This window comes from Stenotrophomonas sp. PUT21 (assembly GCF_052232875.1).
Lineage (GTDB): Bacteria > Pseudomonadota > Gammaproteobacteria > Xanthomonadales > Xanthomonadaceae > Stenotrophomonas > Stenotrophomonas maltophilia_N.
In genome coordinates, this window is record NZ_CP197645.1 from 1,754,040 (window position 1) to 1,779,233 (window position 25,194).

Consider the following 25,194-nt stretch of genomic DNA (forward strand, 5'->3'; position numbering starts at 1 on the left):
AACTGACAATGAAATCCAACAAAAGGATGTGGGTATGGCTCGGTGCCGGCGTGGGATTGGTTGCGGTCGCGGCAACTGCCACGGTCTCTCTGGGCGTGTACAACGTGGCCGCCGACGATCCGCATAGTCGCCCGGTGTATGCGCTACTTGAAACGGCGCGCGAGCGTTCCATTGAGGTGCGCGCCGCCAAGCTTCAGGTGCCCACGAACCTGGATGATCCTGAGCGTATCCGCCAGGGTGCGGGCAACTACAACGCCATGTGCGTGACCTGCCATCTTTCGCCAGAGGCGGCGGCCACCGAGATGAGCAAGGGCCTGTACCCCGCGCCACCGAACCTAAGCAAACAGTCGGTCGCTCCAGCTGAGGCGTTCTGGGTGATCAAGCACGGCATCAAGGCCAGCGGCATGCCCGCGTGGGGCGGCAGCATGGACGATGAGTTCATCTGGAACATGTCGGCCTTCCTGCAGAAGCTGCCCACGCTGGACAAGGCCGGTTACCAGGCGTTGGTGGCCAGCAGTGATGGTCATTCGCATGGCGGCGGCGAGACGCAAGGCCACCATGACGACGAAAAGGCCGAGGATCACCCTGCCCTATTCGAGCCGGGCAACAACTCCATGCCGCATGCGCACCCGCCGGGCGTGGACGACGATCACCACGGCCCGACACCCAGCGACACGGAAGTCGGGTTGGTGAGCCACGGCCATCCCGACGGCAAGGTGGAGTCGCACCCTGCACCACACACGCCCGTGGCCGATGACGGCCATGCGCACACCCATTGATCTCCTTGGAGCCCACGCAATGAACGCAACAGCAATCTCGTTCACCCTCGCACTGGCACTGGCCGTCGTGTCCCCCGCAATGGCGCAGGCGACACAGCCGCACGCACATCACCCCGCTGCCGCGGCATCTGCGGACGTCGACGTCCCAGTCACTGCAGAGGCCGCGGTCGCCGTAGCGGAGCGTTTCAACAGGGCCCTGTCTAGCGGCGATCTGGCCACGGTCGAAGCCCTGCTCGCTGCCGACGTCCTCATCCTCGAGTCCGGGGGTGCCGAGCGCAGCCGCGAGGAATATCTGGGTCATCACGCAGTCAGCGATGCGGCATTCCTCAAGGGCGCCCATCGCCAGCTGCTCCGTCAGCGTGCACGCACCGCTGGTGAGTTCGCATGGGTCGGAACCGAAAGCGAGCTGCACGCCCAGAAAGACGGTAAGCCACTGACCGTCCAGAGCACCGAGACCATGGTGCTGAAGCAGACCACCGACGGTTGGCGGATCGCCCACATCCACTGGTCTTCGCGGACCAAGCGCTAAGCGGAGAACCAGAAATGAAAACCTGCAGATTGAACCGACTGGCGTGGGCGGCTTTTGCGGTCGCCGGCCTGGGTGCCTGCACCCAAGCGGCTACACCCGCGCAATCCACCATCGCGCCCACTGCACAGGTCGTCCCGGAAACAGCCGACGCGACTCCAGCCGCCCTGCCACGCATGACCGTCCACAAGACCCCGACCTGCGGGTGCTGCGGTAGCTGGATCGACCACGTGAAGAAGGCGGGGTTCACCGTGGATGTGCATGACATGGATGACCTGGGTCCGGTCAAGGAGCGCCTGGGTGTCCCCTATGCAAAGGGCTCCTGCCACACGGCCGAGGTCGACGGATACGTCATCGAAGGCCATGTCCCGGCCGAGGACATCAAGCGCCTCCTCGAAGAAAAGCCGGACGCACGCGGCCTGGTCCTGCCCGGAATGCCGCTCGGTTCGCCGGGCATGGAGGTCCCGGAAGGACGCCAGCAGCCGTATACGGTCGAGCTGGTCCATCACGACGGAACCACCGAACCCTTCGCACAGCATTGATCCGCAAGAGCAACAGGGGGCGGTGTTGCGGGCGCGCCGATTCTCGTCCGCGATGAAGCAGGAGATCCACATGACTCACCATTCCGAAGACCACCGGTCTCAGGCCATGAACGAGTGCATCGACAACTGCACGCAATGCCACGCGATTTGCCTTGAGACCATCAACTATTGCCTGAGCAAAGGAGGTGCCCACGCAGCCCCGGAGCACATCGCCCTGCTGGCGACGTGTGCCGATATCTGCGCCACCAGCGCCGACGCCATGTTGCGTGGCGCCAGCGCTCACTCGGTGGTTTGCAGTGCCTGCGCGGAGATCTGCCGCCAGTGCGCCGAAGCATGCGACGCCATGAACGACCCGGAGATGGCGCGCTGCGCCGAAGTTTGTCGCCGTTGCGCGGAAAGCTGCAGCGCCATGGCGGCTTGACGCGTCGAGGATCCCGCCTGAGCGGCGGGATCCTCATCTCAAATATCAAAAGCCGACCAACCGTGGTTTCGGTGACAGCCCGACACCTAACGCTTGTCGGATCCAACACAGCACGGCGCCGAACGGGGCTTTGCATCACATTCGCAATGAGGATTTATCCCTATGAAATCATCAAACGTCCTTCGCTCCTTCGCGCTCGTCCTCGCGATTGCGGCTGGGCAGTTCTCCCTGCAGATCGCGCACGCCCACGCCGCGCTGCAGCAGTCCACACCGGCGGCAAATGCGGTGGTGGCTTCGCCGGGCCAGATCGATCTCGTGTTCAACGAAACATTGATTCCGCGGGCGTCGCGTCTCAAGTTGCTCATGAAGCACGGCAGTTCCACCATGCCGATCGAGAATTTCACGACCGAGATCGTCAACAACGGTAAGACCCTGCGTGCCAAGTTGCCCCAGCCGCTGACTCCGGGCGTCTATACCGTGGAATACCGCGCCGTCGGTGGTGACAACCACCCCATGCCGGGCAGCTTCAGCTTCACGGTGCGCTGAGGAGTCGCGAATGTTCGACCTGTCGGCTTATGCACTGAGATTCCTGGAATACCTTGTCATCATGGTTCTTTTCGGGGTTCCACTCTTCGGTTGGTACGGGTCGCGTCGATCGGCACTCGCCGACGCCTTGGCCGGGTGGTCACTCATGGGCGTTCTATTGGCGGGTGCCGTAGCCGGTCTCGTGCTCACCGGGCTCGATGTCGTCTTCAAGACCGCGGGCATCATGGGAATGCCGCTTGCCGAGGTTGATCGCGCATCGCTTGGCTGGTATCTGCTCGAGACGTCCGCGGGCCGGGCAGCCATGGCGAGAGGCGCGCTGCTGGTCGCCCTGATGTTCGTGCTCGGATGGCATCGTCGCCGCGGGAAGGTGGAGACCGCCTTCCCGCTGGGGGCGATGCTGGCGGGCGGCGCACTCGCTTCGCTGGCATGGAACGGCCACGCCGCCGCTGGCGAGGGCTTGGCAGGCGCGGTCCGGCTTGCTGCAGGCATCGTCCATCTTCTCGCGGCAGGCGGCTGGATCGCAGCGGTCCTGATGTTCCTTGCCATGCTGCTGCGCGGCAAAGAGACGAACGGCAGCGGGCGTCTGCGATCAACGCATGACTTTCTGCATGGTTTTTCGACGCTGGGAACGATCTTCGTTGGTGCGCTCATCGTGTCCGGCATCGCGCACTACGGGGATCTCACCGCGTGGTCGTTTTCGGCCCTGTTCCAGAGCACCTACGGGAAGTTGCTGCTGTTCAAACTGGCCCTGTTCGCTGGAATGCTGGGTTTGGGAGCGCTGCACCGATGGACGCTGGTGCCGCGCTTGGAACGAGCGCTGACCAGCGGAGATCCCGCGCAGGAGGTGCGGGCTTTGCGGCAGAGTGTTACGGCTGAGGCCGCGCTGGCCATCTTGATCCTGATTGTTGTTTCAGTGCTCGGGACGCTCAGCCCCGAATAGCTGTGTAACCCGCAATGGCACACTGCCTTGGCAGTCCATCCCCACTAAAGCGAGCATCGGCATGAACTCACCGTCGTCCCATGACCATCACCATTCTGCAGGCGCAGCCCCTGTCGAGGCTGCGGATGGACGGGTCACCGATCCGGTCTGTGGCATGCAGGTCGATCCCGCCACGACGCAGCATCATGCGACCCACGCCGACACACCTTTCCACTTCTGCTCGGAGCGATGCCGCGCGAAGTTCGTGGCCGATCCGGAGCGCTATCTGACGCCCCAGGACGAACCCGAGGTGGCACAGCCCGGCGCCATCTACACCTGCCCGATGCACCCGGAAGTCCGGCAACAAGGTCCAGGCAACTGTCCCTTCTGCGGCATGGCGCTGGAGCCGGAAATGCCGAGCCTGGAGGACGATGACAATCCGGAACTTCGCGACTTCTCGCGCCGGTTCTGGTGGACGCTTCCGCTGACTGTGGTGACGCTCGTGCTGGCCATGTTCGGCCAGTACCTCCCGCGTGTCGTGCTGGGCGACGTGCAGATCCTGCCGTTGTCGATCGACGTGCAGACCTGGGTCGAGCTGGTCTTGACCACACCAGTCGTGCTGTGGGCCGGCTGGCCGTTCTTCGAGCGCTGCGTGCAGTCGATCCGCAACCGCAGCCCGAACATGTTCACCCTCATCGGGATTGGCGTTGCGGCCGCCTTTGGCTACAGCCTGGTCGCCACGCTGGCACCCGGCTTGTTCCCACCGTCGTTTACCGAACATGGGCGCGTCGGGGTGTACTACGAGGCGGCGGCGGTGATCGTTTCGCTGACCCTGCTCGGCCAGATGCTGGAACTGCGGGCGCGCTCGAAAACGTCCGCGGCGATCAAGGGCCTGCTTGGCCTGGCGCCGAAGGAAGCCCGGCGGGTCAACGCCGACGGCACCGAGGAAGACATCCCGCTGACCCACGTCCACGTCGGCGACCACCTGCGCGTGCGTCCCGGCGAGAAGGTGCCGGTGGATGGCGAAGTGGTGGAAGGCCGCTCCAGCGTCGACGAGTCGATGCTCACGGGTGAACCGATTCCGGTCGAGAAGACCGCAGGCGACCAGGTCATCGGCGCGACCCAGAACGGCACCGGCGCGCTGGTGATCCGCGCCGCCAAGGTGGGCTCCGACACCGTGCTGTCGCAGATCGTGCAGCTGGTCGCGCAGGCGCAGCGCTCCCGCGCGCCGATGCAGCGGATGGCCGATATCGCGGCCTACTGGTTCGTGCTCGCGGTGCTGGCGATCGCGGTGGCCACCTTCTTTATCTGGGGCTCCTTCGGTCCGGAGCCGGCCTGGACCTTTGCGGTGCTCAACGCGGTCTCGGTACTGATCATCGCCTGCCCCTGCGCGCTGGGCCTGGCGACGCCGATGTCGATCATGGTCGCCACGGGCAAGGCGGCGCAGGTGGGCGTGCTGTTCCGCGACGCCGAGGCCATCGAGCACATGCGCCGCATCGACACCCTGATCGTCGACAAGACCGGCACCCTCACCGAGGGGCGCCCCGCCTTCAAGGAAGTCGTGGCCTTCGAGGGCTTCGACGCCGACCGGGTCTTGCACCTGGCCGCCAGCCTGGACCAGGGCAGCGAGCACCCGCTGGCCGACGCCATCGTCGCCGAGGCTCGACGCCGGAACTTCGAGTTCGACCGCGTGGAGGACTTCGACTCGGTGACCGGCATGGGTGTGCGCGGGTCCGTGGCCGGCCATGCGCTTGCGCTGGGCAATACCGCGCTCATGGACGACCTGGGCGCCAATCCCGCTGCGCACGTCGACGTGGCCGAGCGGATGCGCCGCGAGGGCGCGAGCGCCATGTTCCTGGCCGTGGACGGGCGCCTGGCGGGGCTGGTCGCGGTTGCCGACCCGATCAAGGCGTCGGCCGCGGCGGCCATCAACGAGCTCCACGCCGCCGGGCTGCGCATCATCATGGCCACCGGCGACGGGCTCACCACCGCACGGGCCGTGGCCACCGAGCTGGGCCTGGACGAGGTGCATGGCGAAGTCCGCCCCGAGGACAAGGCCGAGCTGGTGCAGCGCCTCAAGCGCGAAGGCCGGCGGGTGGCGATGGCGGGCGACGGCATCAACGACGCCCCGGCGCTCGCCGCGGCCGACGTCGGCATCGCCATGGGCACGGGCACCGACGTCGCGATGTCCAGTGCCCAGATCACCCTGGTCAAGGGCGACCTGCGGGGCATCCTGCGCGCCCGGAAGATCTCCCAGGCCACCGTGGCCAACATGAAGCAGAACCTCACCTTCGCGTTCCTCTACAACGCGCTGGGGGTGCCGGTCGCGGCCGGGGTGCTCTACCCCGCATTCGGGATCTTGCTGAGCCCGATGGTCGCGGCGCTTGCGATGAGCTTGAGCTCGGTGTCGGTGGTGGCCAACGCCCTTCGCCTTGCCAAGTCGGCCGCCGTACCGTCCTCGCCGACCACATCTGTGCCGCGCCAGCCCCTGGGCCTGGCCAAGGATTGACTTGGATCAATTGCATCGGTTCCAGTAAGAGGTAAGCTCACGCCATGGTCCACATCCGCCATCGGAACTTGTTCCAGCGCACCGCCCTCCTCGCGATGGTGGCCCTGCTCTGGTCCCAGTTCGCGCTCGCAGGCCATGGCGATTGCCTGGATCTCCCAGTCACGCCGGCGGCGTTTGTCGCTGCCGCCACCGACACCCGACACGACCATGGCCACGGCTGCGATGCCGAGCTCCCCTCAGCGAGCAAGGCAGTGTGCGACGCGCACTGCACCGAGGGTGACATCTCGGCGGACAGTGGGCGCATCCCTTCGATTCCGCCGCTGCTGGCCGAAGCCTGGTTCTCCTGGCTTGCGATCGCCGCGATTGCGGATGCTGCGCCAGGTGTCACGGCTACATGGGTGGATTCGCCGCCCAGACCCGCCTGGCACCGACCTACCGCCCATCCAGCGGCACTCCTGCTGATCTGATGCCTGGACGCTGACTGCTCCGCACGTCTGTGCGGCGCAGTCCTGTGCGTTCGCGCCGTGGCTGCGTCACGGCATGTGTTCCTGCCCTCGTCCGAGCGACCTGCGTCGCGTCGGCCCAAGGACACTGATATGGCATCCCCGTTCGACCGACTGCCGGCCAGGCGCCTGCACCCTCGCCCTCTGTCCCGCCGTCTGCCACCGCTCCGGCACCTTCTTGCCGGCGTGCTTGCCGGCGCCTTGTGGGCCCTGGCGCTGCCGGTGACCGCCACCGAACCCGTCCCGGGGCACAGCCTCGAGTCGATCCGCGCCTGGGTTCTGGAACACAACCCGGAATTGCGGGCCATGGACTTCGAGGCCCAGGCCGCCGAAGCACGGATCCAGCCAGCGGGCGCCCTACCCGACCCGACGGCTTCCCTTGGATTCCGCGGCCTCGATCCGGACAAGCCCTGGCGCTCCGCCGGTGCCGAGCGCGAGGTCAACTACGCGCTGCGCCAGCGCCTCCCGCTTTGGGGCAAGCGCGCCCTGGCGCGGACCGCGGCCAGCCAGGACGCGGTCGCGGTCGGACTCGATCGCCTCACCACTGCGCGCGACTTGCTGGCCGACGCCGAGGCGGCCTACGCACGCTACTGGCATGCCGACCAGGCCGTGGCCGTGCTTGATCGCCGCATCGCCCTGCTCCGCCAGGTGGAAGAGATGGCCGGCGTGCGCTACGCCCTGGGTCGCGCGGCGCAGCAGGATGCCATCCGCGCCCAGGTCGAGCAGACCAGCCTCCAGCGCGAGCGGATCGAACGCCTCGCGACCAAGCAGGAGGCGGCCGCCACCTTGAACGCGGTGCTGGGGCGCCGGTCCGATGCACCGCTGGCGACTCCCGACGAGGCGCCGCGCCTCGCCGTCCACAGCGCCTCGCTTGCCGAGGCACTGGATGACGCCGATGCGCATCCCGCGGTGCGCTCGCAGCAGGCTCGCGCCGAGGCGGCGCGCACGAACGTGGTACTGCAGCGTCGCAACCGCTTTCCCGACATCACCCTGGGCGTGGGTGCGATGCAGTTCGGCAACGGCATCGAGAGCACCGAGCTGATGTTCGAGGTCGAGATCCCGTTCCAGCAGCGTGCCCGCCGCGAGCGCGAGCGCGAATCGCGCCTGCTCGAAGACGCAGCGCTTGCCCGCAGGGACGCCACGCTGCGGGCCGTCGAGGAACGCGGCGCTTCCGCCTGGTCGCAGTGGACCAACGCGCGCGAGCGTCGCGGACTGATCGAGAACACGCTGCTGCCGCAGGCCGACGCCACCTGGCAGTCCGCCCTGGCCAGCTACCAGGTCGGTGAAGTCGACTTCGGGACGCTGCTGGAAGCACTCAATGAATGGCAGGGCGCCGACCTCGCACGGGTCGATGCACTGCGTGACGAACTGTTGGGCGCCGCCGCCGTGCGCGCCATCGAAGGAGAGATCCGATGACCCGTGTCCAGACCCTGTCGCTCGCCATCGGCGTTGCACTCGCCGCCCTCGCCGTCGGCTGGATTGCCGGCCGCGCCACGAACGACTCCCCGACCGCGGGCACGTCGATCGACGGCCCGGCCGCAGAACGCAAGGTGCTCTATTACCGCAATCCCATGGGCTTGGCGGACACGTCGCCGGTGCCGAAGAAGGATTCGATGGGTATGGACTACGTCCCGGTCTATGCCGACGACGCACCGCCGGCGGCACCGGGCACGGTGGTGCTGCCGCCGGACAAGGTGCAGGCGCTGGGCGTGCGCACCGAAGCGGTCAAGCGCGGAGCCCTGTCCGCTACCGTGCGCACCAGCGGCACGGTCGAGGTCGACGAGACCCGGCAGTACGCGATCGCCCCGCGCTTCGAAGGCTGGGTGGAGCGGCTGTACGCGAACCAGACCGGCATGCGGGTCAGCGCCGGGCAGCCGCTGCTCTCCGTCTACAGCCCGCAGCTGGCCGCGGCGCAGCAGGAATACCGGCTGGCCGACGAGACCGCCCGCAGGCTGGCCGGGTCCGATCCCGCGAGCGCGGCGTCGATGGTCCGCCTGCGCGATGCCGCCCGCACCCGCCTGCGCAACTGGGAAATCAGTGACGCGCAGATGGGCAAGACGGGCCTGGTGCTCACCGCGCCCGCGGACGCGGTCGTGATCGAGAAGCCGGTGGTCCAGGGCGCGCGTTTCGAGCCCGGCGAAACCATCCTGCGCCTGGCGGACCTGTCGAAGGTGTGGGTGATCGCCAAGGTGCCGGCGGCGCAGGCCGCGGGTATCCAGCCCGGCCAAACGGCCCGCTTTGAAACCGTGGCCCTGCCGGGCCAGGTGGCCGAGGGCGAGGTCACCTTCGTGCAGCCCGTCATCGATGCGATGACGCGCACCGTGGATGTGCGCATCGCCCTGCCCAACCCCGCTGGCGACCTGCGGCCCGGGCTGTATGGGACGGTGGTGCTGGAGGAGCCGGGGGCTGGACCGGTCCTGACCGTTCCGCGCTCGGCCGTGCTCGACAGCGGCACGCGCCAGGTGGTGCTGGTCGAGACCGGCCCTGGCCGCTTCGCACCGCGCGATGTCAGCCTGGGGCGGCGCGGCGGCGATCGCATCGAGATCCTCGACGGCCTGACCGAGGGCGAGCAGGTCGTGGTCTCCGCCAACTTCCTGATCGACGCCGAAAGCAACCTGCAGTCGGCACTCCAGGGTCTTGAGGGTCACACAGGACACGGCGCGCCTTCGGGCACCGCTGAGGATCCACACGCCGGGCACGGCGAGGACGCCGCCGACCCGCACGCAGGTCATGGTGACGAGGCCTCTGATCCGCACGCCGGTCATTCCATGCCGGCTACCCCGGAAGAGACTCCGCCCGCCCCCACCGGCCACGAGGGGCACTGACATGCTTGGCCGTCTCGTTGAATGGTCGGTGCGCAACGTCTTCCTGGTGCTGCTGATGGCGCTGGCGATTGTCGCCGGTGGCATCTACGCACTGATGAACACGCCGCTGGACGCACAACCGGATCTGTCGGACGTGCAGGTGATCGTGTTCACGGAGTACCCGGGGCAGGCGCCCCAGGTGGTCGAGGACCAGGTCACCTATCCGCTGACCAGCGCCCTGCTCGCGACGCCGAAGTCGAAGGACGTCCGCGGCTTCTCGTTCTTCGGCGCCTCCTTCATCTACGTCATCTTCGAAGAAGGCACGGACCTGTACTGGGCGCGCTCGCGCGTGCTCGAGAACCTCAACGTCGCGTCGAAAAACCTGCCGGCTGGCGTGGCACCGGCACTGGGACCCGACGCGTCCGGCGTGGGCTGGGTCTACCAGTACGTGCTGCAGAGCGACCGCCACTCGCTGGACGAGCTGCGCGCGATGCAGGACTGGTACCTGCGTTACCAGCTCACCACCGCGCCCGGCGTGGCCGAGGTCGCCAGCGTCGGCGGCTTCGTGCGCCAGTACTCGATCACCGTCGATCCGGTCCGGCTGCGCGAGTTCGACATCCCGATTTCACGCGTGTCCGAGGTGATCGCCGAGAGCAACCGCGACGTCGGCGGCCGCGTGATCGAGATGGCCGAGACCGAGTACATGGTGCGGGGCCGCGGCTACCTGCGCGGTATCGAGGATATCGAGAGCCTGGTTCTGCGCGCCGAAGGGGGCGCACCGGTGCTGATCGGCGACGTCGCCCGGGTCGAACTGGTACCCGATGAGCGCCGTGGCATCGTCGACCTGGACGGCGAAGGCGACGTTGTGGGCGGGATCGTCATTGCGCGCTTCGGCGAAAACGCCCTGGCCGTGATCGGGGGGGTGAAGGACAAGATCGCCCAGCTTGCGAGTGGACTCCCCGAGGGCGTCAGCGTCCAGGCGGTCTACGACCGCTCCGATCTCATCGTGCGCGCGATCAAGACGCTACGCACGACGCTGCTCGAGGAGAGCCTGATCGTCGCACTGGTGTGCCTGGTATTCCTGTTCCATGCGCGCAGCGCGCTGGTCGCGATCGTCATGCTGCCCGTCGGCGTGCTGATCGCGGTGATCGCGATGCGCATGCTGGGCATGAACTCCAACATCATGAGCCTGGGCGGCATCGCGATCTCGATTGGCGTGATGGTCGACGCGGCGATCGTGATGATCGAGAACGCGCACAAGCACATCGAGCGCTCCGACGGCTCCCGCAGCCGGACCCAGCTGATCATCGATGCCTGTCGCGAGGTCGGGCCGGCGCTGTTCTTCAGCCTGATGATCATCACCGTCTCGTTCCTGCCCGTGTTCGCCCTGGAGGCTCAGGAAGGTCGCCTGTTCAAGCCGCTGGCCTTCACCAAGACCTTCGCGATGGCCGGTGGCGCGCTGTTGTCGATCACGCTGGTACCGGTACTCATGCTGCTGTTCGTGCGCGGCAAGATCGTGCCCGAGCACAAGAATCCGGTGAACCGGTTCCTGGTTGCGGCCTATCGGCCGGTGATCAACGTCGTTCTGCGGCATCGCATGGCCACAATCATGTTTGCGTTGGCCGCCCTGTTTGCAAGCCTGTGGCCTGCATCGCGGCTGGGCAGCGAGTTCATGCCAACCCTCAACGAAGGCACGCTGCTGTACATGCCCGCGTCGCTTCCGGGCATGTCGGTGACCAAGGCCTCGGAGCTGCTGCAGCAGCAGGACCGGATCATCAAGGGCTTCCCGGAAGTGGAGTCGGTGTTCGGCAAGGCGGGCCGTGCCCTGACGGCCACCGATCCCGCACCGCTGGAGATGTTCGAGACCGTCATCAACCTCAAGCCCGAGGACGAATGGCGGGACGGCATGACCACCGACAAGCTCATCGCCGAGATGGACGCGGCGCTGAAGTTCCCGGGCGTCGCCAACTCCTGGACGATGCCGATCAAGGCGCGCACCGACATGCTGGCCACCGGCATCCGCACGCCCGTGGGCATCAAACTCTTCGGCACGGACCTTGAGCAACTCGACGCGCTGGCCACCGAGATCGAAGCCGTGGTGCGCGAAGTGCCGGGCACGACCAGCGCGTTCGCCGAACGCCTGACCGGCGCCTACTACCTCGACATCACCCCCGACCTTGGCAGCCTGGCCCAGTACGGCGTCACCCTGGGCGAGGTGCAGAACGTGGTGGCCGCCGCGCTGGGCGGCGAGATCGTCACCACCATCCTCCAGGGCCGCGAACGCTTCAGCGCGATCGTGCGCTATCCCCGCGAACTCCGCGACGATCCGCACCGGATAGGCAGCCAAGTCCTTGTGCCGGTGCCCGGCGGCGCCCAGGTGCCGCTGGGCGAACTGGCGCGGATTGAGGTCAGGAAGGGTGCGCCGAGCATCCGCACCGAGAACGCGATGCTGGCGGCGTACATCTACGTCGACACCCGAGAGAGCGATCTCGGCCGCTACGTGAAGGCTGCGCAGGAAGCGGTCACCGAGCAGGTGCAGTTCCCGCCTGGCTACTACGTGACCTGGAGTGGACAGTACGAATACATGCAACGTGCCGCGGAGAAGATGCGTGTCGTCGTTCCGGTGACGCTGGCGCTGATTTTCCTGCTGCTGTACCTCAACTTCCGCCGTGTCACCGAGTCGCTGATCGTGATGCTGTCGGTGCCCTTCGCACTGGTCGGTGGCATCTGGCTGATGTGGATGCTCGACTACAACACCAGCGTCGCGGTGATCGTGGGCTTCATCGCGCTGGCCGGCGTCGCCGCGGAAACCGGCGTGGTGATGCTGATCTACCTCGACCACGCACTTGAAGCGCGTGCCGCGCAGAGGCAGGCCGAAGGCCGGGCACTGGATTCACGGGACCTGCGCGAGGCCATCATCGAAGGCGCGGTCGACCGCGTGCGCCCGAAGATGATGACCGTGGTCGCGATCATGGCGGGCCTGCTGCCCATCATGTGGAGCAGCGGTACTGGCTCGGAAGTCATGCGCCGAATCGCTGCGCCGATGGTAGGTGGCATGGTGTCTTCGACCATCCTCACCCTGGTCGTGATCCCGGCGCTGTACTCGCTGATCAAGCAGCGGCAGCTGGCCAGGAAGCCGCACCCCTCCTCCGCACTACCCAAGGAGAAGTAGTGATGGGGCCGTTCAACGCAGGCAGGGACCGACGGCTCATGCAACTGTGGCCGCGAACATCCGTCCGTCCACGGCCAATTCGCGCGTTACTGGCTTCGCCCACCGCAAGGCCGGTTGACCTGTGTGCGAGACACAGGTCTAGCCTGATCAACACCTCGCCGGGAGCAAGCCGATGACGACCAAGGAAGAAGTGACGCTGCCGCTGATGACGGTCCGCCAGCTGGCACGGCAGGGCGATGTCACGGTGCATGTGGTGCGCAACTACCTGCGGCGCGGTCTGTTGCAAGCGGCCACGCATACCGAGGGCGGCTACCAGTTGTTCTCCACCTCGGAGCTCCTTCGCCTGCACTTCATTCGCACGGCGCAACACCTTGGCTTCACGCTGGGGGAAATCGAGGAAATCATCCACCACAGCCTGCTGCGACATAGTCCCTGTCCGCTTGTGCGGGACATCATTCGGCGCAGGCTCGACGACACCCGCCAACAACTGGACAGGCTGCTCGCCATGCACGGACGAATGGAGCGTGCCATCCACGCCTGGGCGGAGCTTCCGGACTCCATTCCGACTGGCGATGACGTCTGCGCATTGATCGAATCTGTTGCCGCTGCTGAAGGCGGCGGGTTCGTCAAGTCCACCCCCCGGCGACTTCTTGGACGCCGCCCCACAGAGGAGAATTTGCCATGACAGCCTCCAGTCCTGCCCCCTCAGGCTCCCGACGCTGGGTCTTCTGGATCTTCCTGGCGCTGGCCGTGTTCTATCTCGCCGTCGAGCACGGCGCCCACCTTGGGGGGACGCTTCGCTGGTTGCCCCTGGCCATCCTGCTGCTATGTCCCTTGATGCATGTGTTCATGCACAAGGGGCATGGCGGTCATGGAGGTTCCGGAAGTCATGGGCGCGACGGCAATGCCGACGACACACCCCATGGCCAGCATGAGAGCCGTAGCAAGCGGGCACTGAACGACGAAACGTCCGACACCTCGAACGGAGGGCACTGACATGCAGGCACCCGACTCCGGCTACGGTCTTTGGCTCCTCGCCGCCATCAACGCCGCGTTCTTCATCTTCTTCGCCTGGAGCTTCTACAAACCGCTGACCCGTTGGGACTGGCGTGGGTTCGGTATGTTCTCCGCCTTCGTCGTGGCCCTGTTCGCGGAAATGTATGGCTTCCCGCTGACGCTGTACGTCCTGGGCGGCTGGCTCAGCGCCAACTATCCGCAGGTGGACTGGCTGAGCCATGACGCGGGCCATCTGCTCGAGATGTGGTTCGGCTGGCGCGCCAACCCGCATTTCGGCCCATTCCACATCGCAAGCTTCGTCCTGATCGGCGGCGGCTTCTGGCTGCTGTCGGCCGCCTGGCCGGTGCTGTATCGGGCACAGCGTGAAGGCCGGCTCGCCCGCGAGGGCGTGTATGCGCGCATGCGTCACCCGCAGTACGTCGCCTTCCTGCTCGTGCTGACCGGTTTCCTGCTGCAGTGGCCCACGCTGCTCACGCTCGCCAGCTATCCAGTGCTCGTGTGGGCCTATGCCCGCCTGGCGCGTCGTGAGGAAAAAGACTGCTTGAGCCGCTTCGGCGACGACTACGTCCGCTACATGCAGGAAGTGCCGGCCTTCATCCCGCGACGCCGGCGCGGCCCCGCTCCATCCCAAGGAGAAACCCGATGACGCACGTCCACAAACCCACTGTGCGCACGCGCACCTGGCCCATCGGCGACATGGTGAGTGCCGGCTGCGCGCGCACGCTGGAGAAGGCCGTGGCCGCGCTGCCTGGAGTCAACGCCACCAGCGCGAATTTCGCTACCGCGACCCTGCAGGTGTCCTACGACCCGGCCCGCCTGTCGGCGGGCGCGGTCGCCACCGCGATCCGCGACTGCGGCTTCCAATGCAACGCGCCGATGCCCGATGCCGACCCCGCCGCAGGCGCGCACGCCCATGCTGCGCATGCCGGGCACGGACAGGAATTGGCCGCAGAGCGCCCCGCTGACGCCCACGCCGGCCACGGCGATGACGCCACGGATGCCGGGGGCCACGACGCCCATGCGGGCATGAACCACGGCAGCGATCTGCACGCCGCGGCGCGCGACATGGGCCGCCGCTTCCTGGTCGCCCTCGCCTTCGCGATCCCGGTATTCGTGTGGTCGCCCATGGGCGGGCTGATAGAGCCGCCGCCGGTGCCGTTCGGACTGCGCGAGAACGTCTGGTTGTTCCTGCTGGCGACCGGCGCCGTGCTGTATCCGGGCTGGCCATTCTTCAGCGCCGCGATCCGGTCCCTGCGACGGGGTGTGCTGGACATGGCGGTCCTGGTGCTCCTGAGCGTGGGCACAGGTTACGGTTTCAGCATCGCGTCGACGTTCTTCTTCGACGGGCCGAACTTCTACGAGGCCTCGGCCGTCCTGCTGACCTTCGTCCTGCTTGGCCACTGGCTCGAGATGCGGGCTCGCGCCGGCGCCTCGGACGCCATGAAAGCGCTGCTGAAGCTGTCCCCACCCCGCGCGGTCGTCCGGCGCGAGGGGCAGGAGCTCGACATTCCCACCGCTGAAGTGCTGGTCGGCGAGACCGTGATCGTGCGGCCCGGGGCGAAGATCCCGGTCGATGGCATCGTGACGGAAGGCAGCTCTCAGGTCGACGAATCCATGCTGACCGGCGAGTCGATGCCGGTGCGCAAGGATCCCGGAGAGTCCGTCGTCGGCGGATCGATCAACAAGAGCGGCGCATTCGCCTACACCGCCACCAAGATCGGCAGCGACACGGCACTGGCGCAGATCATCAAGCTGGTCCAGACCGCGCAGAACTCCAAGGCGCCCGCGCAGCTGCTCGCCGACCGCGCCTCGCAATGGCTGGTGCTGGCTGCGATCGTGATCGGGCTGCTGACCTTCGCGGTCTGGTTCTGGTGGCTGGGACAGCCGCTGCTGTTCGCGCTCACGCTGACGATCACCGTCTTCGTCATCGCCTGCCCCGATGCACTCGGTTTGGCCACGCCGATGGCGATCATGATCGGCACTGGCCTGGGGGCACGACACGGCATCCTCTTCAAGCATGCCGAATCGATTGAGAAGAGCGCACGCCTGGACGTGGTGATCTTCGACAAGACCGGCACCCTGACGGTCGGCGCCCCCGAGGTGGTCGACATGGCGGTCGCGCCGGGCTGGACGCAGGAGCGGTTGCTGGCCGCGGCCGCCGCGGTCGAGGCGCACTCCGAGCACCCGCTGGCGCAGGCCATCCTGAAGCGTGCCGGTCCGGTAGCCGAGCGCGCTACCGCGTTCACCAACATCGATGGCCAGGGCGCTACCGGCGTGGTTGACGGGGTGCAGGTGGTGCTGGGCAACCGGATCCTGATGGTCGAGCACGGCATCGACCTCTCGGTATTGGAAGCGGAGGCTGCGCGCCTCACCGGTGCCGGTCGCACGGTGATCTATGCCGGGGTGGGTGACCGGCTCGCAGGCTTCTTCGCGATTGCCGACGCGATCCGGGAGACCTCGCGCGCGGCCATCGACGAATTGCACCGGCGCAACATCAAGGTGGCGATGATCACCGGCGACAACCGCCCCACGGCCGAGCGCGTGGCACAGGACCTGGGAATCGACATCGTGCTGGCCGACGTGCTGCCGGGCGGCAAGGCCGATGAGGTCATCAAGCTGCAGTCGCAGGGCCTCAAGGTCGGCATGGTGGGCGACGGCATCAACGACGCACCGGCGCTCACCCAAGCCGACGTTGGGTTCGCGATCGGCGCCGGCACCGACGTCGCCATCGAGAGTGCCGACATCGTGCTCATGCACAGCGACCCTTATGACGTCGTTCGCGCGACCACCATCGCCCACGCCACTCTGCGCAAGATGCATCAGAATCTGGGCTGGGCCGTGGGCTACAACGTGCTGGCCTTTCCGCTGGCGGCCGGTGTGCTCTATCCGTTCGTGCTGTCGCCAGAAATCGCCGCGCTGTCGATGTCGGGCAGTTCGGTGATCGTCGCCCTCAACGCGTTGCTGCTCAAACGCCTTCCACTGGCGGATGCCGCCACCCCTCGCAGCCCATCTAAGGAGTCCACACCATGAATACGGTCACACACGTCGCCCATTCCAGACCCCGAGGTACCAATCGCAGCCATTGGGTCGCCGCACTGGCCCTCGCGCTCGCGTTCGCATTGCCGGGGGTCGTCTCCGCGAACGAGGGTGGGTTCCGCCACAACGTGTTGATGCGCGGCCAGGTGCTGGAAAAGCAGGACGGAACGCTTGTGGTCTGTGTCGGGCAGGCCGACGGTGCCCAGGTCGGGCAGGTGCTGGACGTGATCCGGCACAAGCGCCGTATCCGGCATTCGCGGGCCGGCGGTCCACGCTACCGCCGCGAGAACGTTGGCCAAGTGCGCATCGTCGAACTGTTCGACAGCCACTACGCGGAGGCTGAAGTGATCTCCGGGAGCCCCAAGGTCAACGACACAGTGGAGCTGATCCGCCCCTGACAGGCGCGCGGGCGATGCAGATGCGCCTCGGCCCTCGCCATGCCCTCCGCAATCACTTCCCTTCCAGGACAGGAGCCACACCATGACAGCGTCTTCCAACCCCACCCTGCAATTCCTCGGTGCCGCGGGCACCGTGACCGGCTCGCGCTACCTGGTCGAGGCCAACGGTCAGCGCGTGCTCGTGGACTGCGGCCTGTTCCAGGGCTACAAGCAATTGCGCGAGCGCAACTGGGCTCCGTTTCCCGTCGAGGCGTCATCAATCGACGCGGTGGTCCTGACCCACGCCCACCTGGACCATTCGGGCTACTTGCCCGCACTGGTCAAACAAGGGTTCCGCGGCCGGATCCACTGCACCCATGGCAGCGTGGCCCTGTGCGGCCTGCTGCTTCCCGACAGCGGACACCTGCTCGAAGAGGAGGCCAAGTACGCGGCCCGCAAGGGGTACTCCAAGCACAAGGAACCACGGCCGCTTTATACCGAGGATGACGCCCGCCGCAGCCTGAAGCAGCTCAAGGGGCATGACTATGGTCGCGACATCGAGGTCGCATCAGGCGTCACGATCCGCTTCCATCCTGCCGGCCACATCCTGGGCGCTGCCCATGTCAGCCTTGACGTCCAGGGCCAGCGCCTGCACTTCAGTGGCGACCTGGGACGGCAGCAGGAGTCGCTGATGAATCCGCCGACGCCCCTGCCCGCCTGTGACGTCCTGGTCTGCGAATCCACATATGGCAATCGGGAACACATTCCGATCGACCAAGAAGCCGAGCTGGCACCGATCATCCGCCGCGTTGCCGCCCGCGGGGGCGTGATCGTCATTCCCGCCTTTGCCATCGGCCGCGCCCAGGCGCTCATGCTGCATATCGCCCGGCTGCGTGAGCGCAAGGACATCCCTCGCGTGCCGGTCTACCTCAACAGCCCGATGGCGATCAACGCGACCCGGCACTACCACGACCACCACTCCGAGCACCACGTGTCCGACGAGGACTGCCAGCGGATGTTCGACGTGGCCACCTTCGTCAACACTGTAGAAGAGTCGAAGGCACTCAACCGCCAGCGCGGGCCGATGATCATCATCTCGGCCAGCGGCATGATCACCGGCGGGCGCGTGCTGCACCACATCGAGGCGTTCGGCCCCGATGACCGCAACGCGATCCTGCTCGCGGGCTACCAGGCCGGAGGAACACGCGGTGCCGCGCTGGCGGCAGGCAAGCGCACGTTGCGCATGTTCGGCCGCGAGGTCCCCATCCGCGCCGAGGTGGTGCAGCTGGAGGGCTTCTCCGGCCACGCCGACGCCGGGGAGCTGCTGGACTGGATGCGCACCGCGCCGTCCGCGCCGCGCATGGTCTACCTCACCCACGGCGAGCCCGACGCTGCAGACACGCTGCGCGGGCGCGTGCAGCGTGAACTGGGCTGGCGTGCGCGCGTGCCGGGGCACCTGGAGCAAGTCGGATTGGAGGATGCGAGATGACCACGCAGGCCCCGGGCCACACCCGCCTGCGCGTCACCCGTGCCGGCATCGACACCTACCAGCAGCCGGTGGTCTATATGCACCGCGACTGCGAGGTCTGTCGCTCGGAAGGCTTTGCCGCGATGACGCGCGTCAGGCTGGACGTGGACGCCCGCACGCTGGTGGCGACGCTGAACGTGGTCATCGACGATCGGCTCGGCCTGGACGAGGTGGCGTTGTCGGAGGCCGCGTGGACGCTCCTCGATCCCGCGCCCGACGCCCTCGCCGGCGTCAGGCACGCGGAACCCGCGGCGTCGGCGGGCGCGCTCCGTGCCAAGGTGTTCGGCGCCCGGTTGGACGACGCGCAGTACTTCGCCCTGGTGCAGGACGTGATGGAAAGCAGGTTGTCGGACCTGGAGCTTGCAGCTTTCGTCACTGCCAGCGCGGGTGACCGCCTGGACCATGCGGAGACGACCGCGCTGACGCGAGCCATGATCTCCGTGGGCCAGCGCCTGGACTGGGGCGAAGGGCCGGTGCTGGACAAACACTGCGTAGGTGGCCTGCCGGGCAATCGCACCACCCCGATCGTGGTGGCCATCGTGGCTGCGCTGGGCTACCGCATCCCGAAGACCTCGTCGCGCGCGATCACGTCGCCCGCGGGCACCGCCGACACCATGGAAGTGATGGCGCCGGTGGCGCTCGACCTGGCGGCGATGCGCCGGGTGGTGGAGCGCGAGGGCGGCTGCATCGTGTGGGGTGGCAACGTGCGCCTGAGCCCGGCCGACGACATCCTGATCCGGGTCCAGCGCCCGCTGGATTTCGACAGCGACGGCCAACTGGTCGCCAGCGTGCTGTCGAAGAAGATAGCCGCGGGCTCCACCCACGTCCTGATCGACATGCCGGTGGGTCCGACGGCCAAGGTGCGAGGTGAGGCCGCGGCCCACAGCCTCGGCACGCGGCTTGCCCACACCGCGGGCGCGCTGGGATTGCAGTTGGGCATCCATCGCTCCGACGGCACCCAGCCGGTGGGTCGGGGAATCGGCCCGGCGCTCGAGGCGCACGACGTGCTCAAGGTGCTGCGCAACGCGGCCGATGCACCCGCCGACCTTCGCGAACGCGCACTTGCGCTGTCCGCGGCGCTGCTGGACATGGCAGCGGGCAGCAACGCCGGCACCGGACTGGAGCGCGCGCGCGGCGTGCTGGATTCCGGGGCGGCGCTGGCCAAGTTCCTGGCGATCTGCGAGGCCCAGGGAGGCTTCCGCGAACCGCCACGGGCGGCGTTCACCGCCGACGTCCCGGCGCCTGCATCGGGCCGCATCGCGGCGATCGACAACCGCAGGCTGGCCAAACTGGCCAAGCTGGCCGGCGCCCCGACATCCCCCACCGCCGGCCTCGAAACCGGTCTGCGGATCGGCGATACGGTCGAGCGCGGACAGCCCATGATGACCCTGCATGCGGAGTCGCCGGGAGAACTGGCCTACGCCCTGGAGCACGCCGCGACGCTGCAACCCTTTGTGCTTGGAGAGGTTCCATGACCCGTGTGCTGATGCCCTTCCCGGCCGATGCAGTGTTGGCCGGCACCATCAACCAGCCCCTGCAGGCGCGCATTGCACCCGTGGCCTGGCGGCACTTCCCCGATGGCGAGTCGCTGGTCACCCTGGACGACGCACTGGACGGCGCCGATGTGGCGATCCTGGCCAGCCTGCGCAACGCCGATGCCCTGGCCCTCCCGCTGCGCTTCGCCGCCCGGACCGCGCGCGAGTTCGGGGCTCGTTCGGTCGGCCTCATCGCACCCTACCTGGGGTATATGCGCCAGGACACCCGCTTCCATCGCGGCGAGGCGGTCAGTACACCGCTGTTTGCGCAATTCCTCGAAGAGGCTTTCGACTGGCTGGTGACCGTGGACCCGCACCTGCACCGCGTCGAGCGCCTGCAGTCGCTCTACCGCATTCCGACGGTCCACGTATCGGCGACGCCGGCCGTGGCCCGCTGGATCGCTGAGACCGTCCCCGACGCTGTGCTGATCGGCCCTGACAGCGAGAGCGAGCAGTGGGTAGCGGACATCGCCGCCCTGTCCGGCATGCCCTACCAGGTGCTGGCCAAGGAGCGGCACGGCGACTACGACGTGCGCGTCAGCCTGCCCGACCCGCAGGCCGTGGCGGGCCGGACCCCGGTCCTGATCGACGACATCGTGTCGTCCGGCCACACCATCCTGGAGACCCTCGCACACCTGCGCCGGTTGTCGTTGCCGCCGCCACTGCTGGTCGCCATCCATCCGGTGTTCGCCGGCGATGCCTATGCCCGCCTGCAGGAAGCAGGTCTGGCCCGCATCGTCAGTACCGACACCATTGCCCACCCGTCGAACGCGATCGCGCTCGGCGCGGACCTCGCTGACGCGGCATCGACCCTGATGTCCGCTTCGGCCGACTCCCCGGAGGACCCATGAACCTGCATCTCAACTGCTGCACCGCCGACCAGCTGTCGGCCGCCGAGCGCCAGCGGACCCTTGAACTCGCCGACGCCCACCGGCGGGCCGATCCCGCGTTTGACCATTGGGCGGCCGGCTACGGCGTGATCCGACATGACCCGCTCACCCAGCTCCGGGTCCGCCAGATGGTGCACGAGCTGGTGGCCTTGGGCCGCACGCCCGATGCCGGCACCGCCTGGCAGCGGCTCGCCGCGGCCGATCGCGTCACCAGCGCCGGCATGTGGCTGGTGGCCCACATGACCTACAGCCAGCGGGTCCGCACCGACGGCGCGGCCCTCGAGGCCGATGACTTCAAGGCCACGCCCGAAGGCCACACTGGCGGGTCCCTCAACATGGTGCCGGCCTACGCCGGCTACCTGCTGATGGACGCCCTGGATGGCGTCACCCGCGCATGGATGATGGGCCAGGGGCACTGCGTGGCCGCCATCGACGCGCTGAACGTGCTGGTTGGCAACATGACCGCCCGGCACGCCGAACGTTACGACCGCTCCGACGCGGGGCTGAGCCGGTTCGTCGGCGACTTCTATGCCTACACCCTCAATCCGGACGGAACACCGGCGTCGCCCCTGGGCTCCCACGTCAATGCGCACACCGCCGGGGGCGTGATGGAAGGCGGCTATCTCGGCTTTGCCGAACTGCAGTACGTGCATGCACCGCTCAAGGACGAACGCCTGGTGGCGTTCCTCAGCGACGGTGCGTTCGAGGAACAGCGCGGCAGCGACTGGGCGCCGCGCTGGTGGCGTGCCGAGGACAGCGGGCTGGTCAGCCCGATCATCATCCTCAACGGGCGGCGCATCGAACAGCGCAGCCAGATCGCCCAGCAGGGCGGCGAGCGGTGGCTGGACCGGCACCTGCGATTGAACGGCTTTGATCCGATCGCGCTGGACGGGCGCGATCCGGCCAGCATCGCGTGGGGTATCCATGTGATGGAGTCGCGCCTGCAAGCGGGCGCCGCCGTTCCCGATGCCGACGTGCGGCTGCCCTATGGCATTGCCGAAACCGTGAAGGGCTTCGGATTCCCCGGCGCCGGGACCAACGCCTCGCACAACCTGCCCCTGCCCGGGAATCCGTCGAAGGAGGCCGAGGCACGCGCGCTCTTCAATCAAGGCGCCGCGGCGCTGTTCGTGGCCGCGTCCGAGCTCGAGGAGGCTGTTGCCGCACTCAACAGCCACGACCTCCAGCAGCGCGTGCGCGAGCGCGACCATGCGCTGGCCGATCGCCAGGTGGAACCGCCCCGCGTCCCGGCGATCGCCGACCGCGGCGCCGGCGGCGAGAGCTCGCCGATGACCGCGCTCGACGAGCAGTTCGTCGCCATCGCCGAAGCGAACCCGGGGCTGCGCGTGCGCGTGGGCAATCCTGACGAGCTGCGCAGCAACAAGCTCGATCGCACCCTGGACGCAATGAAGCACCGGGTGCACGAGCCCGAGCCCGGTGTCGCGGAATCGACCACTGGCGCGGTCATCACCGCGCTTAATGAGGAAGCCGTGGTATGCGCCGCGCTCGGCAACAAGGGCGGGCTGAACCTGGTGGTCACCTACGAGGCGTTCGCACCGAAGATGCTTGGCGCCGTGCGCCAGGAATTGATCTTCGCGCGTCACCAGGCACAGGCGGGGCGACCGCCCGGCTGGCTGGGCGTGCCTCTCGTGCTGACCTCGCACACGTGGGAGAACGCGAAGAACGAGCAGTCCCATCAGGATCCGACCATGGCCGAGGCGCTCCTGGGCGAAATGGCCGACATATCGCGCGTGGTGTTTCCCCCGGACGCCAACGGCGCCGCCGCGGCCCTCGCCCACGCCTACGCGCAACGCGGCACGGTCACCACCCTGGTCGTCCCCAAGCGACCGGTGCCGCACGAGCTGACACCGACGCAGGCGCAGGCGCTGGCCACCCAAGGTGCGCTGTGCCTGGCCGGCAACCCGGCGACAGCGGCGATCCTGCTGGTCGCCACCGGTGCTTACCAATTGCAGGAAGTGCGCCACGCGCAGGTGCGCCTCGTTGAACGTGGCGTGTCGGCCGCGATCGTCTATCTCGGCGAGCCCGGCCGGTTCCGCACGCCGCGCGATCCGGACGAGGCGCGGTACGTGCACTCCGACAGCGAGGTCCATGCACTGTTCCCGGCGGAACGGCCGCGCATATTCGTCACGCATACGCGGCCCGAGCCCTTCCTGGGCGCGCTGCGCCGGCTCGACACTGGCCCGGCCACGACCGCGGCGCTCGGCTTCGTCAACCGCGGCGGCACGCTGGACGTGCCGGGACTGCTGTTCGCCAACCGCAGCACCTGGGCGCACGTGGTCGATGCGGCCGCGGGCGTCCTCGGCCAGTCCCGGGGCGGCCTGTTGTCGGAAGCGGAGCTGGCGGCAGTGGATGGTCGGGGCGATCCGGCCACGATCCTGCGTCCTGCAAGTGGGTCGACGCCATGAGTTGTCCAACCGGGAGCGCGCGTTGATGGCGGGCACGGTGCGGCGCGGAGGCCAGATTGCCTGGGCGGGACTCAAGCTCGGCGTCGCCGTGCTGCGCCTGCGCCGACGTGCACCCGACCTGCTTCCGGCATACGTCAGCACCACACTGGTGGGGTTGGGCACCACCTTCGTCAAGCTGGGCCAGGGCTTGAGCCTGCGCTGGGACCTGCTGCCGGCGCCCTATCGCGAGGCGCTGTCGCGATTGCACAGCGATGTGCCCCCCTTCCCGGCGGAGGAGGCCATGCGTATCGTCGAACAGGCGTTTGGCGCGCCGGTCGGCGAACTTTTCGCCAGCTTCGATGACAAGCCCCTGGCCGCGGCTTCAGTGGCCCAGATCCATCCAGCGCGCATGCATGATGGTCGCGATGTGGTCGTCAAGATCACCCGCCCCGGGATCCATGCCCAGGTGCAGGCGGATCTGCTGCTCCTGCGGCGCACGATGCGCGTCGCCCAGTGGATCTGGCCGCCACTGAAACGCCACCGGCCGCTCGAACTGGTGGACGAACTAGGCGCATTCCTGCGTGACGAGATCGACATGCGTCACGAGGCGCAGAACATGCGGCGCATGGCCAAGGTGCTGGATGCCCTGCCCGGCATCACCCAGCCGCACGTCGTCGAGCCGTATGCCACCCGCAACGTGCTTGTGCAGGATCGAAGCCACGGGACCCGTCTGGAGGCCGCGTACGGCACAGCGGCCGCTCCCGCACTGGCAAGGGCGCTGCTCGGTGCCTACGTGCATCAGCTCTTCGGCGCCGGCGTCTTCCATGCCGACCCGCACCCGGGGAATCTGTTCTTCTTTGACGACGGTCGCCTGTGCCTGCATGACTTTGGATCGATCGGCGTGCTCGACCCTGCATCCCGGCTCGCGCTCGGCGGCATGGTCGAGGCCATTGCGGCCGACGACGCCGAGGGCGTGCTGGATGCAGCGATCGCCATGGGCTTCTTCCCGTCGCAGGTCGACCGCCGCTCGCATGTGCGCGAGATCCACCTGATCCTGGCCGAGATGGCCAGCCGTCCGCTGGCGCAGTGGTCCATTGCCGAGGCAATCTGGCGCGTGGCACGCATTGGGCAGGGCGCTGGCTTCCGGCTTCCGGCCCACCTGCTGTCCCTGATCCGGACGCTGTTCCTGGTCGAGAACACGCTGCGGGCGCTGGATCCGAATCTGGACCTGCTGGGGACGCTGTCCGCGCAGGCGGCCGCGATCGCCGACATTGCCGAAGCCAGCCGCCCCAGCGGCAACAGGCCGCTTGCCATGCGGCTGGCCCGCACTGCGCGCCAACTGCCACAGATCGCCACCGACCTGTTGCGGCAGGCGCAACTGAGCGACGGACGACCCGCCTTCTCCGTACACCACCATGGCCTGAGTTCCACGCAGGAGGCAATCGCGCGCACGGGCAACCGGCTGGCGTTGGCCCTGGTCACCTTGGGCCTGTACGTAAGCGGTGCGCTGTTGAGCCTGCATTCCGACGGCCCGCAAGTGTTCGGTCACATGCCTTTCCTGGCTATGGTGGCTTTCGCTGCTGCGGGATTGCTCTCACTGCGGCTGGTGATGGCCATCGCCAGATCGGGACACTTGTAACAGAACACTGATCTATCTCCCCGCTGGTGCCCGGCGCATCAGTGCATCC

General features: G+C 67.6%; 21 protein-coding genes. All 21 read left to right on the top strand.

Annotated elements, in window-relative coordinates; genetic code table 11:
• Positions 1-8 precede the first annotated feature (8 nt).
• The 21 genes from ACTT2I_RS08210 (at position 9) to ACTT2I_RS08310 (ending at position 25,145) form a co-directional block, all read left to right on the top strand.
• Positions 9-779, top strand: a complete 771-nt coding sequence (locus ACTT2I_RS08210; protein ID WP_026070603.1) for a c-type cytochrome — start codon at positions 9-11, stop codon at positions 777-779.
• A gap of 19 nt (positions 780-798) precedes the next feature.
• Positions 799-1,308, top strand: a complete 510-nt coding sequence (locus tag ACTT2I_RS08215) for a DUF4440 domain-containing protein (protein WP_026070602.1) — start codon at positions 799-801, stop codon at positions 1,306-1,308.
• A 14-nt stretch (positions 1,309-1,322) separates the two neighbouring features.
• Positions 1,323-1,847, top strand: a complete 525-nt coding sequence (locus tag ACTT2I_RS08220) for a DUF411 domain-containing protein (RefSeq protein ID WP_229301210.1) — start codon at positions 1,323-1,325, stop codon at positions 1,845-1,847.
• A gap of 70 nt (positions 1,848-1,917) precedes the next feature.
• Complete coding sequence (locus ACTT2I_RS08225; RefSeq protein WP_026070601.1) at positions 1,918-2,268, top strand: four-helix bundle copper-binding protein; 351 nt, start codon at positions 1,918-1,920, stop codon at positions 2,266-2,268.
• 162 nt (positions 2,269-2,430) lie between these two features.
• Complete coding sequence (gene copC / locus ACTT2I_RS08230) at positions 2,431-2,814, top strand: copper homeostasis periplasmic binding protein CopC (RefSeq protein ID WP_017354979.1); 384 nt, start codon at positions 2,431-2,433, stop codon at positions 2,812-2,814.
• Positions 2,815-2,824: 10 nt separating this feature from the next.
• The gene (gene copD / locus ACTT2I_RS08235; protein WP_017354978.1) at positions 2,825-3,754 is read left to right on the top strand and encodes a copper homeostasis membrane protein CopD; all 930 of its coding nucleotides are present in this window, start codon (positions 2,825-2,827) and stop codon (positions 3,752-3,754) included.
• A gap of 61 nt (positions 3,755-3,815) precedes the next feature.
• Entirely contained in the window at positions 3,816-6,242 is a 2,427-nt protein-coding gene (locus ACTT2I_RS08240; RefSeq protein ID WP_080354477.1) for a heavy metal translocating P-type ATPase, read from the top strand.
• Positions 6,243-6,286: 44 nt separating this feature from the next.
• On the top strand, positions 6,287-6,709 hold the full coding sequence (locus ACTT2I_RS08245) for a hypothetical protein (protein WP_017357200.1): 423 nt from the start codon (positions 6,287-6,289) through the stop codon (positions 6,707-6,709).
• Between the two features lie 129 nt (positions 6,710-6,838).
• The gene (locus tag ACTT2I_RS08250; protein WP_239503521.1) at positions 6,839-8,161 is read left to right on the top strand and encodes a TolC family protein; all 1,323 of its coding nucleotides are present in this window, start codon (positions 6,839-6,841) and stop codon (positions 8,159-8,161) included.
• Positions 8,158-9,570: an efflux RND transporter periplasmic adaptor subunit gene (locus tag ACTT2I_RS08255; protein ID WP_017357198.1), complete on the top strand. Its 1,413-nt coding sequence runs from the start codon at positions 8,158-8,160 to the stop codon at positions 9,568-9,570. Before ACTT2I_RS08250 ends, ACTT2I_RS08255 begins: the two co-directional genes overlap by 4 nt.
• A 1-nt stretch (position 9,571) precedes the next feature.
• Complete coding sequence (locus ACTT2I_RS08260; RefSeq protein WP_049404640.1) at positions 9,572-12,721, top strand: efflux RND transporter permease subunit; 3,150 nt, start codon at positions 9,572-9,574, stop codon at positions 12,719-12,721.
• Positions 12,722-12,893: 172 nt separating this feature from the next.
• Positions 12,894-13,406: a MerR family transcriptional regulator gene (locus tag ACTT2I_RS08265; RefSeq protein ID WP_017357196.1), complete on the top strand. Its 513-nt coding sequence runs from the start codon at positions 12,894-12,896 to the stop codon at positions 13,404-13,406.
• Positions 13,403-13,717: a DUF2933 domain-containing protein gene (locus ACTT2I_RS08270; RefSeq protein ID WP_088434186.1), complete on the top strand. Its 315-nt coding sequence runs from the start codon at positions 13,403-13,405 to the stop codon at positions 13,715-13,717. The genes ACTT2I_RS08265 and ACTT2I_RS08270 overlap by 4 nt, the downstream gene beginning before the upstream one ends.
• Position 13,718: 1 nt before the next feature.
• Positions 13,719-14,384, top strand: coding sequence for a methyltransferase family protein (locus ACTT2I_RS08275; protein WP_017357195.1), 666 nt, complete (start codon positions 13,719-13,721; stop codon positions 14,382-14,384).
• Positions 14,381-16,768 carry a heavy metal translocating P-type ATPase gene (locus tag ACTT2I_RS08280; protein ID WP_049404642.1) on the top strand — a complete coding sequence of 796 codons (2,388 nt, stop codon included), beginning with the start codon at positions 14,381-14,383 and terminating at the stop codon, positions 16,766-16,768. The genes ACTT2I_RS08275 and ACTT2I_RS08280 overlap by 4 nt, the downstream gene beginning before the upstream one ends.
• Entirely contained in the window at positions 16,765-17,172 is a 408-nt protein-coding gene (locus ACTT2I_RS08285) for a hypothetical protein (RefSeq protein ID WP_049436410.1), read from the top strand. Before ACTT2I_RS08280 ends, ACTT2I_RS08285 begins: the two co-directional genes overlap by 4 nt.
• A 133-nt stretch (positions 17,173-17,305) precedes the next feature.
• A complete protein-coding gene (locus ACTT2I_RS08290) occupies positions 17,306-18,640 on the top strand; it encodes an MBL fold metallo-hydrolase RNA specificity domain-containing protein (RefSeq protein ID WP_229301209.1) in 1,335 nt (444 codons plus the stop codon).
• Positions 18,637-20,154, top strand: a complete 1,518-nt coding sequence (locus ACTT2I_RS08295) for a thymidine phosphorylase family protein (RefSeq protein WP_049404647.1) — start codon at positions 18,637-18,639, stop codon at positions 20,152-20,154. Before ACTT2I_RS08290 ends, ACTT2I_RS08295 begins: the two co-directional genes overlap by 4 nt.
• Entirely contained in the window at positions 20,151-21,065 is a 915-nt protein-coding gene (locus ACTT2I_RS08300; RefSeq protein WP_017355176.1) for a ribose-phosphate diphosphokinase, read from the top strand. The genes ACTT2I_RS08295 and ACTT2I_RS08300 overlap by 4 nt, the downstream gene beginning before the upstream one ends.
• Positions 21,062-23,527, top strand: coding sequence for a hypothetical protein (locus tag ACTT2I_RS08305; protein ID WP_017355175.1), 2,466 nt, complete (start codon positions 21,062-21,064; stop codon positions 23,525-23,527). Before ACTT2I_RS08300 ends, ACTT2I_RS08305 begins: the two co-directional genes overlap by 4 nt.
• A 25-nt stretch (positions 23,528-23,552) precedes the next feature.
• Positions 23,553-25,145 carry an ABC1 kinase family protein gene (locus tag ACTT2I_RS08310; RefSeq protein ID WP_017355174.1) on the top strand — a complete coding sequence of 531 codons (1,593 nt, stop codon included), beginning with the start codon at positions 23,553-23,555 and terminating at the stop codon, positions 25,143-25,145.
• The last annotated feature ends 49 nt before the right edge of the window (positions 25,146-25,194 follow it).

Excerpts from the sequence above, each read along its gene's own strand:
- ACTT2I_RS08270 (WP_088434186.1), top strand. The coding sequence starts at position 13,403 with ATGACAGCCTCCAGTCCTGCCCCCTCAGGCTCCCGACGCTGGGTCTTC.
- ACTT2I_RS08305 (WP_017355175.1), top strand. The coding sequence starts at position 21,062 with ATGAACCTGCATCTCAACTGCTGCACCGCCGACCAGCTGTCGGCCGCC.
- ACTT2I_RS08210 (WP_026070603.1), top strand. The coding sequence starts at position 9 with ATGAAATCCAACAAAAGGATGTGGGTATGGCTCGGTGCCGGCGTGGGA.
- ACTT2I_RS08255 (WP_017357198.1), top strand. The coding sequence starts at position 8,158 with ATGACCCGTGTCCAGACCCTGTCGCTCGCCATCGGCGTTGCACTCGCC.
- ACTT2I_RS08245 (WP_017357200.1), top strand. The coding sequence starts at position 6,287 with ATGGTCCACATCCGCCATCGGAACTTGTTCCAGCGCACCGCCCTCCTC.
- ACTT2I_RS08285 (WP_049436410.1), top strand. The coding sequence starts at position 16,765 with ATGAATACGGTCACACACGTCGCCCATTCCAGACCCCGAGGTACCAAT.
- ACTT2I_RS08240 (WP_080354477.1), top strand. The coding sequence starts at position 3,816 with ATGAACTCACCGTCGTCCCATGACCATCACCATTCTGCAGGCGCAGCC.
- ACTT2I_RS08215 (WP_026070602.1), top strand. The coding sequence starts at position 799 with ATGAACGCAACAGCAATCTCGTTCACCCTCGCACTGGCACTGGCCGTC.
- ACTT2I_RS08250 (WP_239503521.1), top strand. The coding sequence starts at position 6,839 with ATGGCATCCCCGTTCGACCGACTGCCGGCCAGGCGCCTGCACCCTCGC.
- copD (WP_017354978.1), top strand. The coding sequence starts at position 2,825 with ATGTTCGACCTGTCGGCTTATGCACTGAGATTCCTGGAATACCTTGTC.
- ACTT2I_RS08265 (WP_017357196.1), top strand. The coding sequence starts at position 12,894 with ATGACGACCAAGGAAGAAGTGACGCTGCCGCTGATGACGGTCCGCCAG.
- ACTT2I_RS08275 (WP_017357195.1), top strand. The coding sequence starts at position 13,719 with ATGCAGGCACCCGACTCCGGCTACGGTCTTTGGCTCCTCGCCGCCATC.
- ACTT2I_RS08300 (WP_017355176.1), top strand. The coding sequence starts at position 20,151 with ATGACCCGTGTGCTGATGCCCTTCCCGGCCGATGCAGTGTTGGCCGGC.
- ACTT2I_RS08295 (WP_049404647.1), top strand. The coding sequence starts at position 18,637 with ATGACCACGCAGGCCCCGGGCCACACCCGCCTGCGCGTCACCCGTGCC.
- ACTT2I_RS08260 (WP_049404640.1), top strand. The coding sequence starts at position 9,572 with ATGCTTGGCCGTCTCGTTGAATGGTCGGTGCGCAACGTCTTCCTGGTG.
- ACTT2I_RS08220 (WP_229301210.1), top strand. The coding sequence starts at position 1,323 with ATGAAAACCTGCAGATTGAACCGACTGGCGTGGGCGGCTTTTGCGGTC.
- ACTT2I_RS08310 (WP_017355174.1), top strand. The coding sequence starts at position 23,553 with ATGGCGGGCACGGTGCGGCGCGGAGGCCAGATTGCCTGGGCGGGACTC.
- ACTT2I_RS08225 (WP_026070601.1), top strand. The coding sequence starts at position 1,918 with ATGACTCACCATTCCGAAGACCACCGGTCTCAGGCCATGAACGAGTGC.
- copC (WP_017354979.1), top strand. The coding sequence starts at position 2,431 with ATGAAATCATCAAACGTCCTTCGCTCCTTCGCGCTCGTCCTCGCGATT.
- ACTT2I_RS08280 (WP_049404642.1), top strand. The coding sequence starts at position 14,381 with ATGACGCACGTCCACAAACCCACTGTGCGCACGCGCACCTGGCCCATC.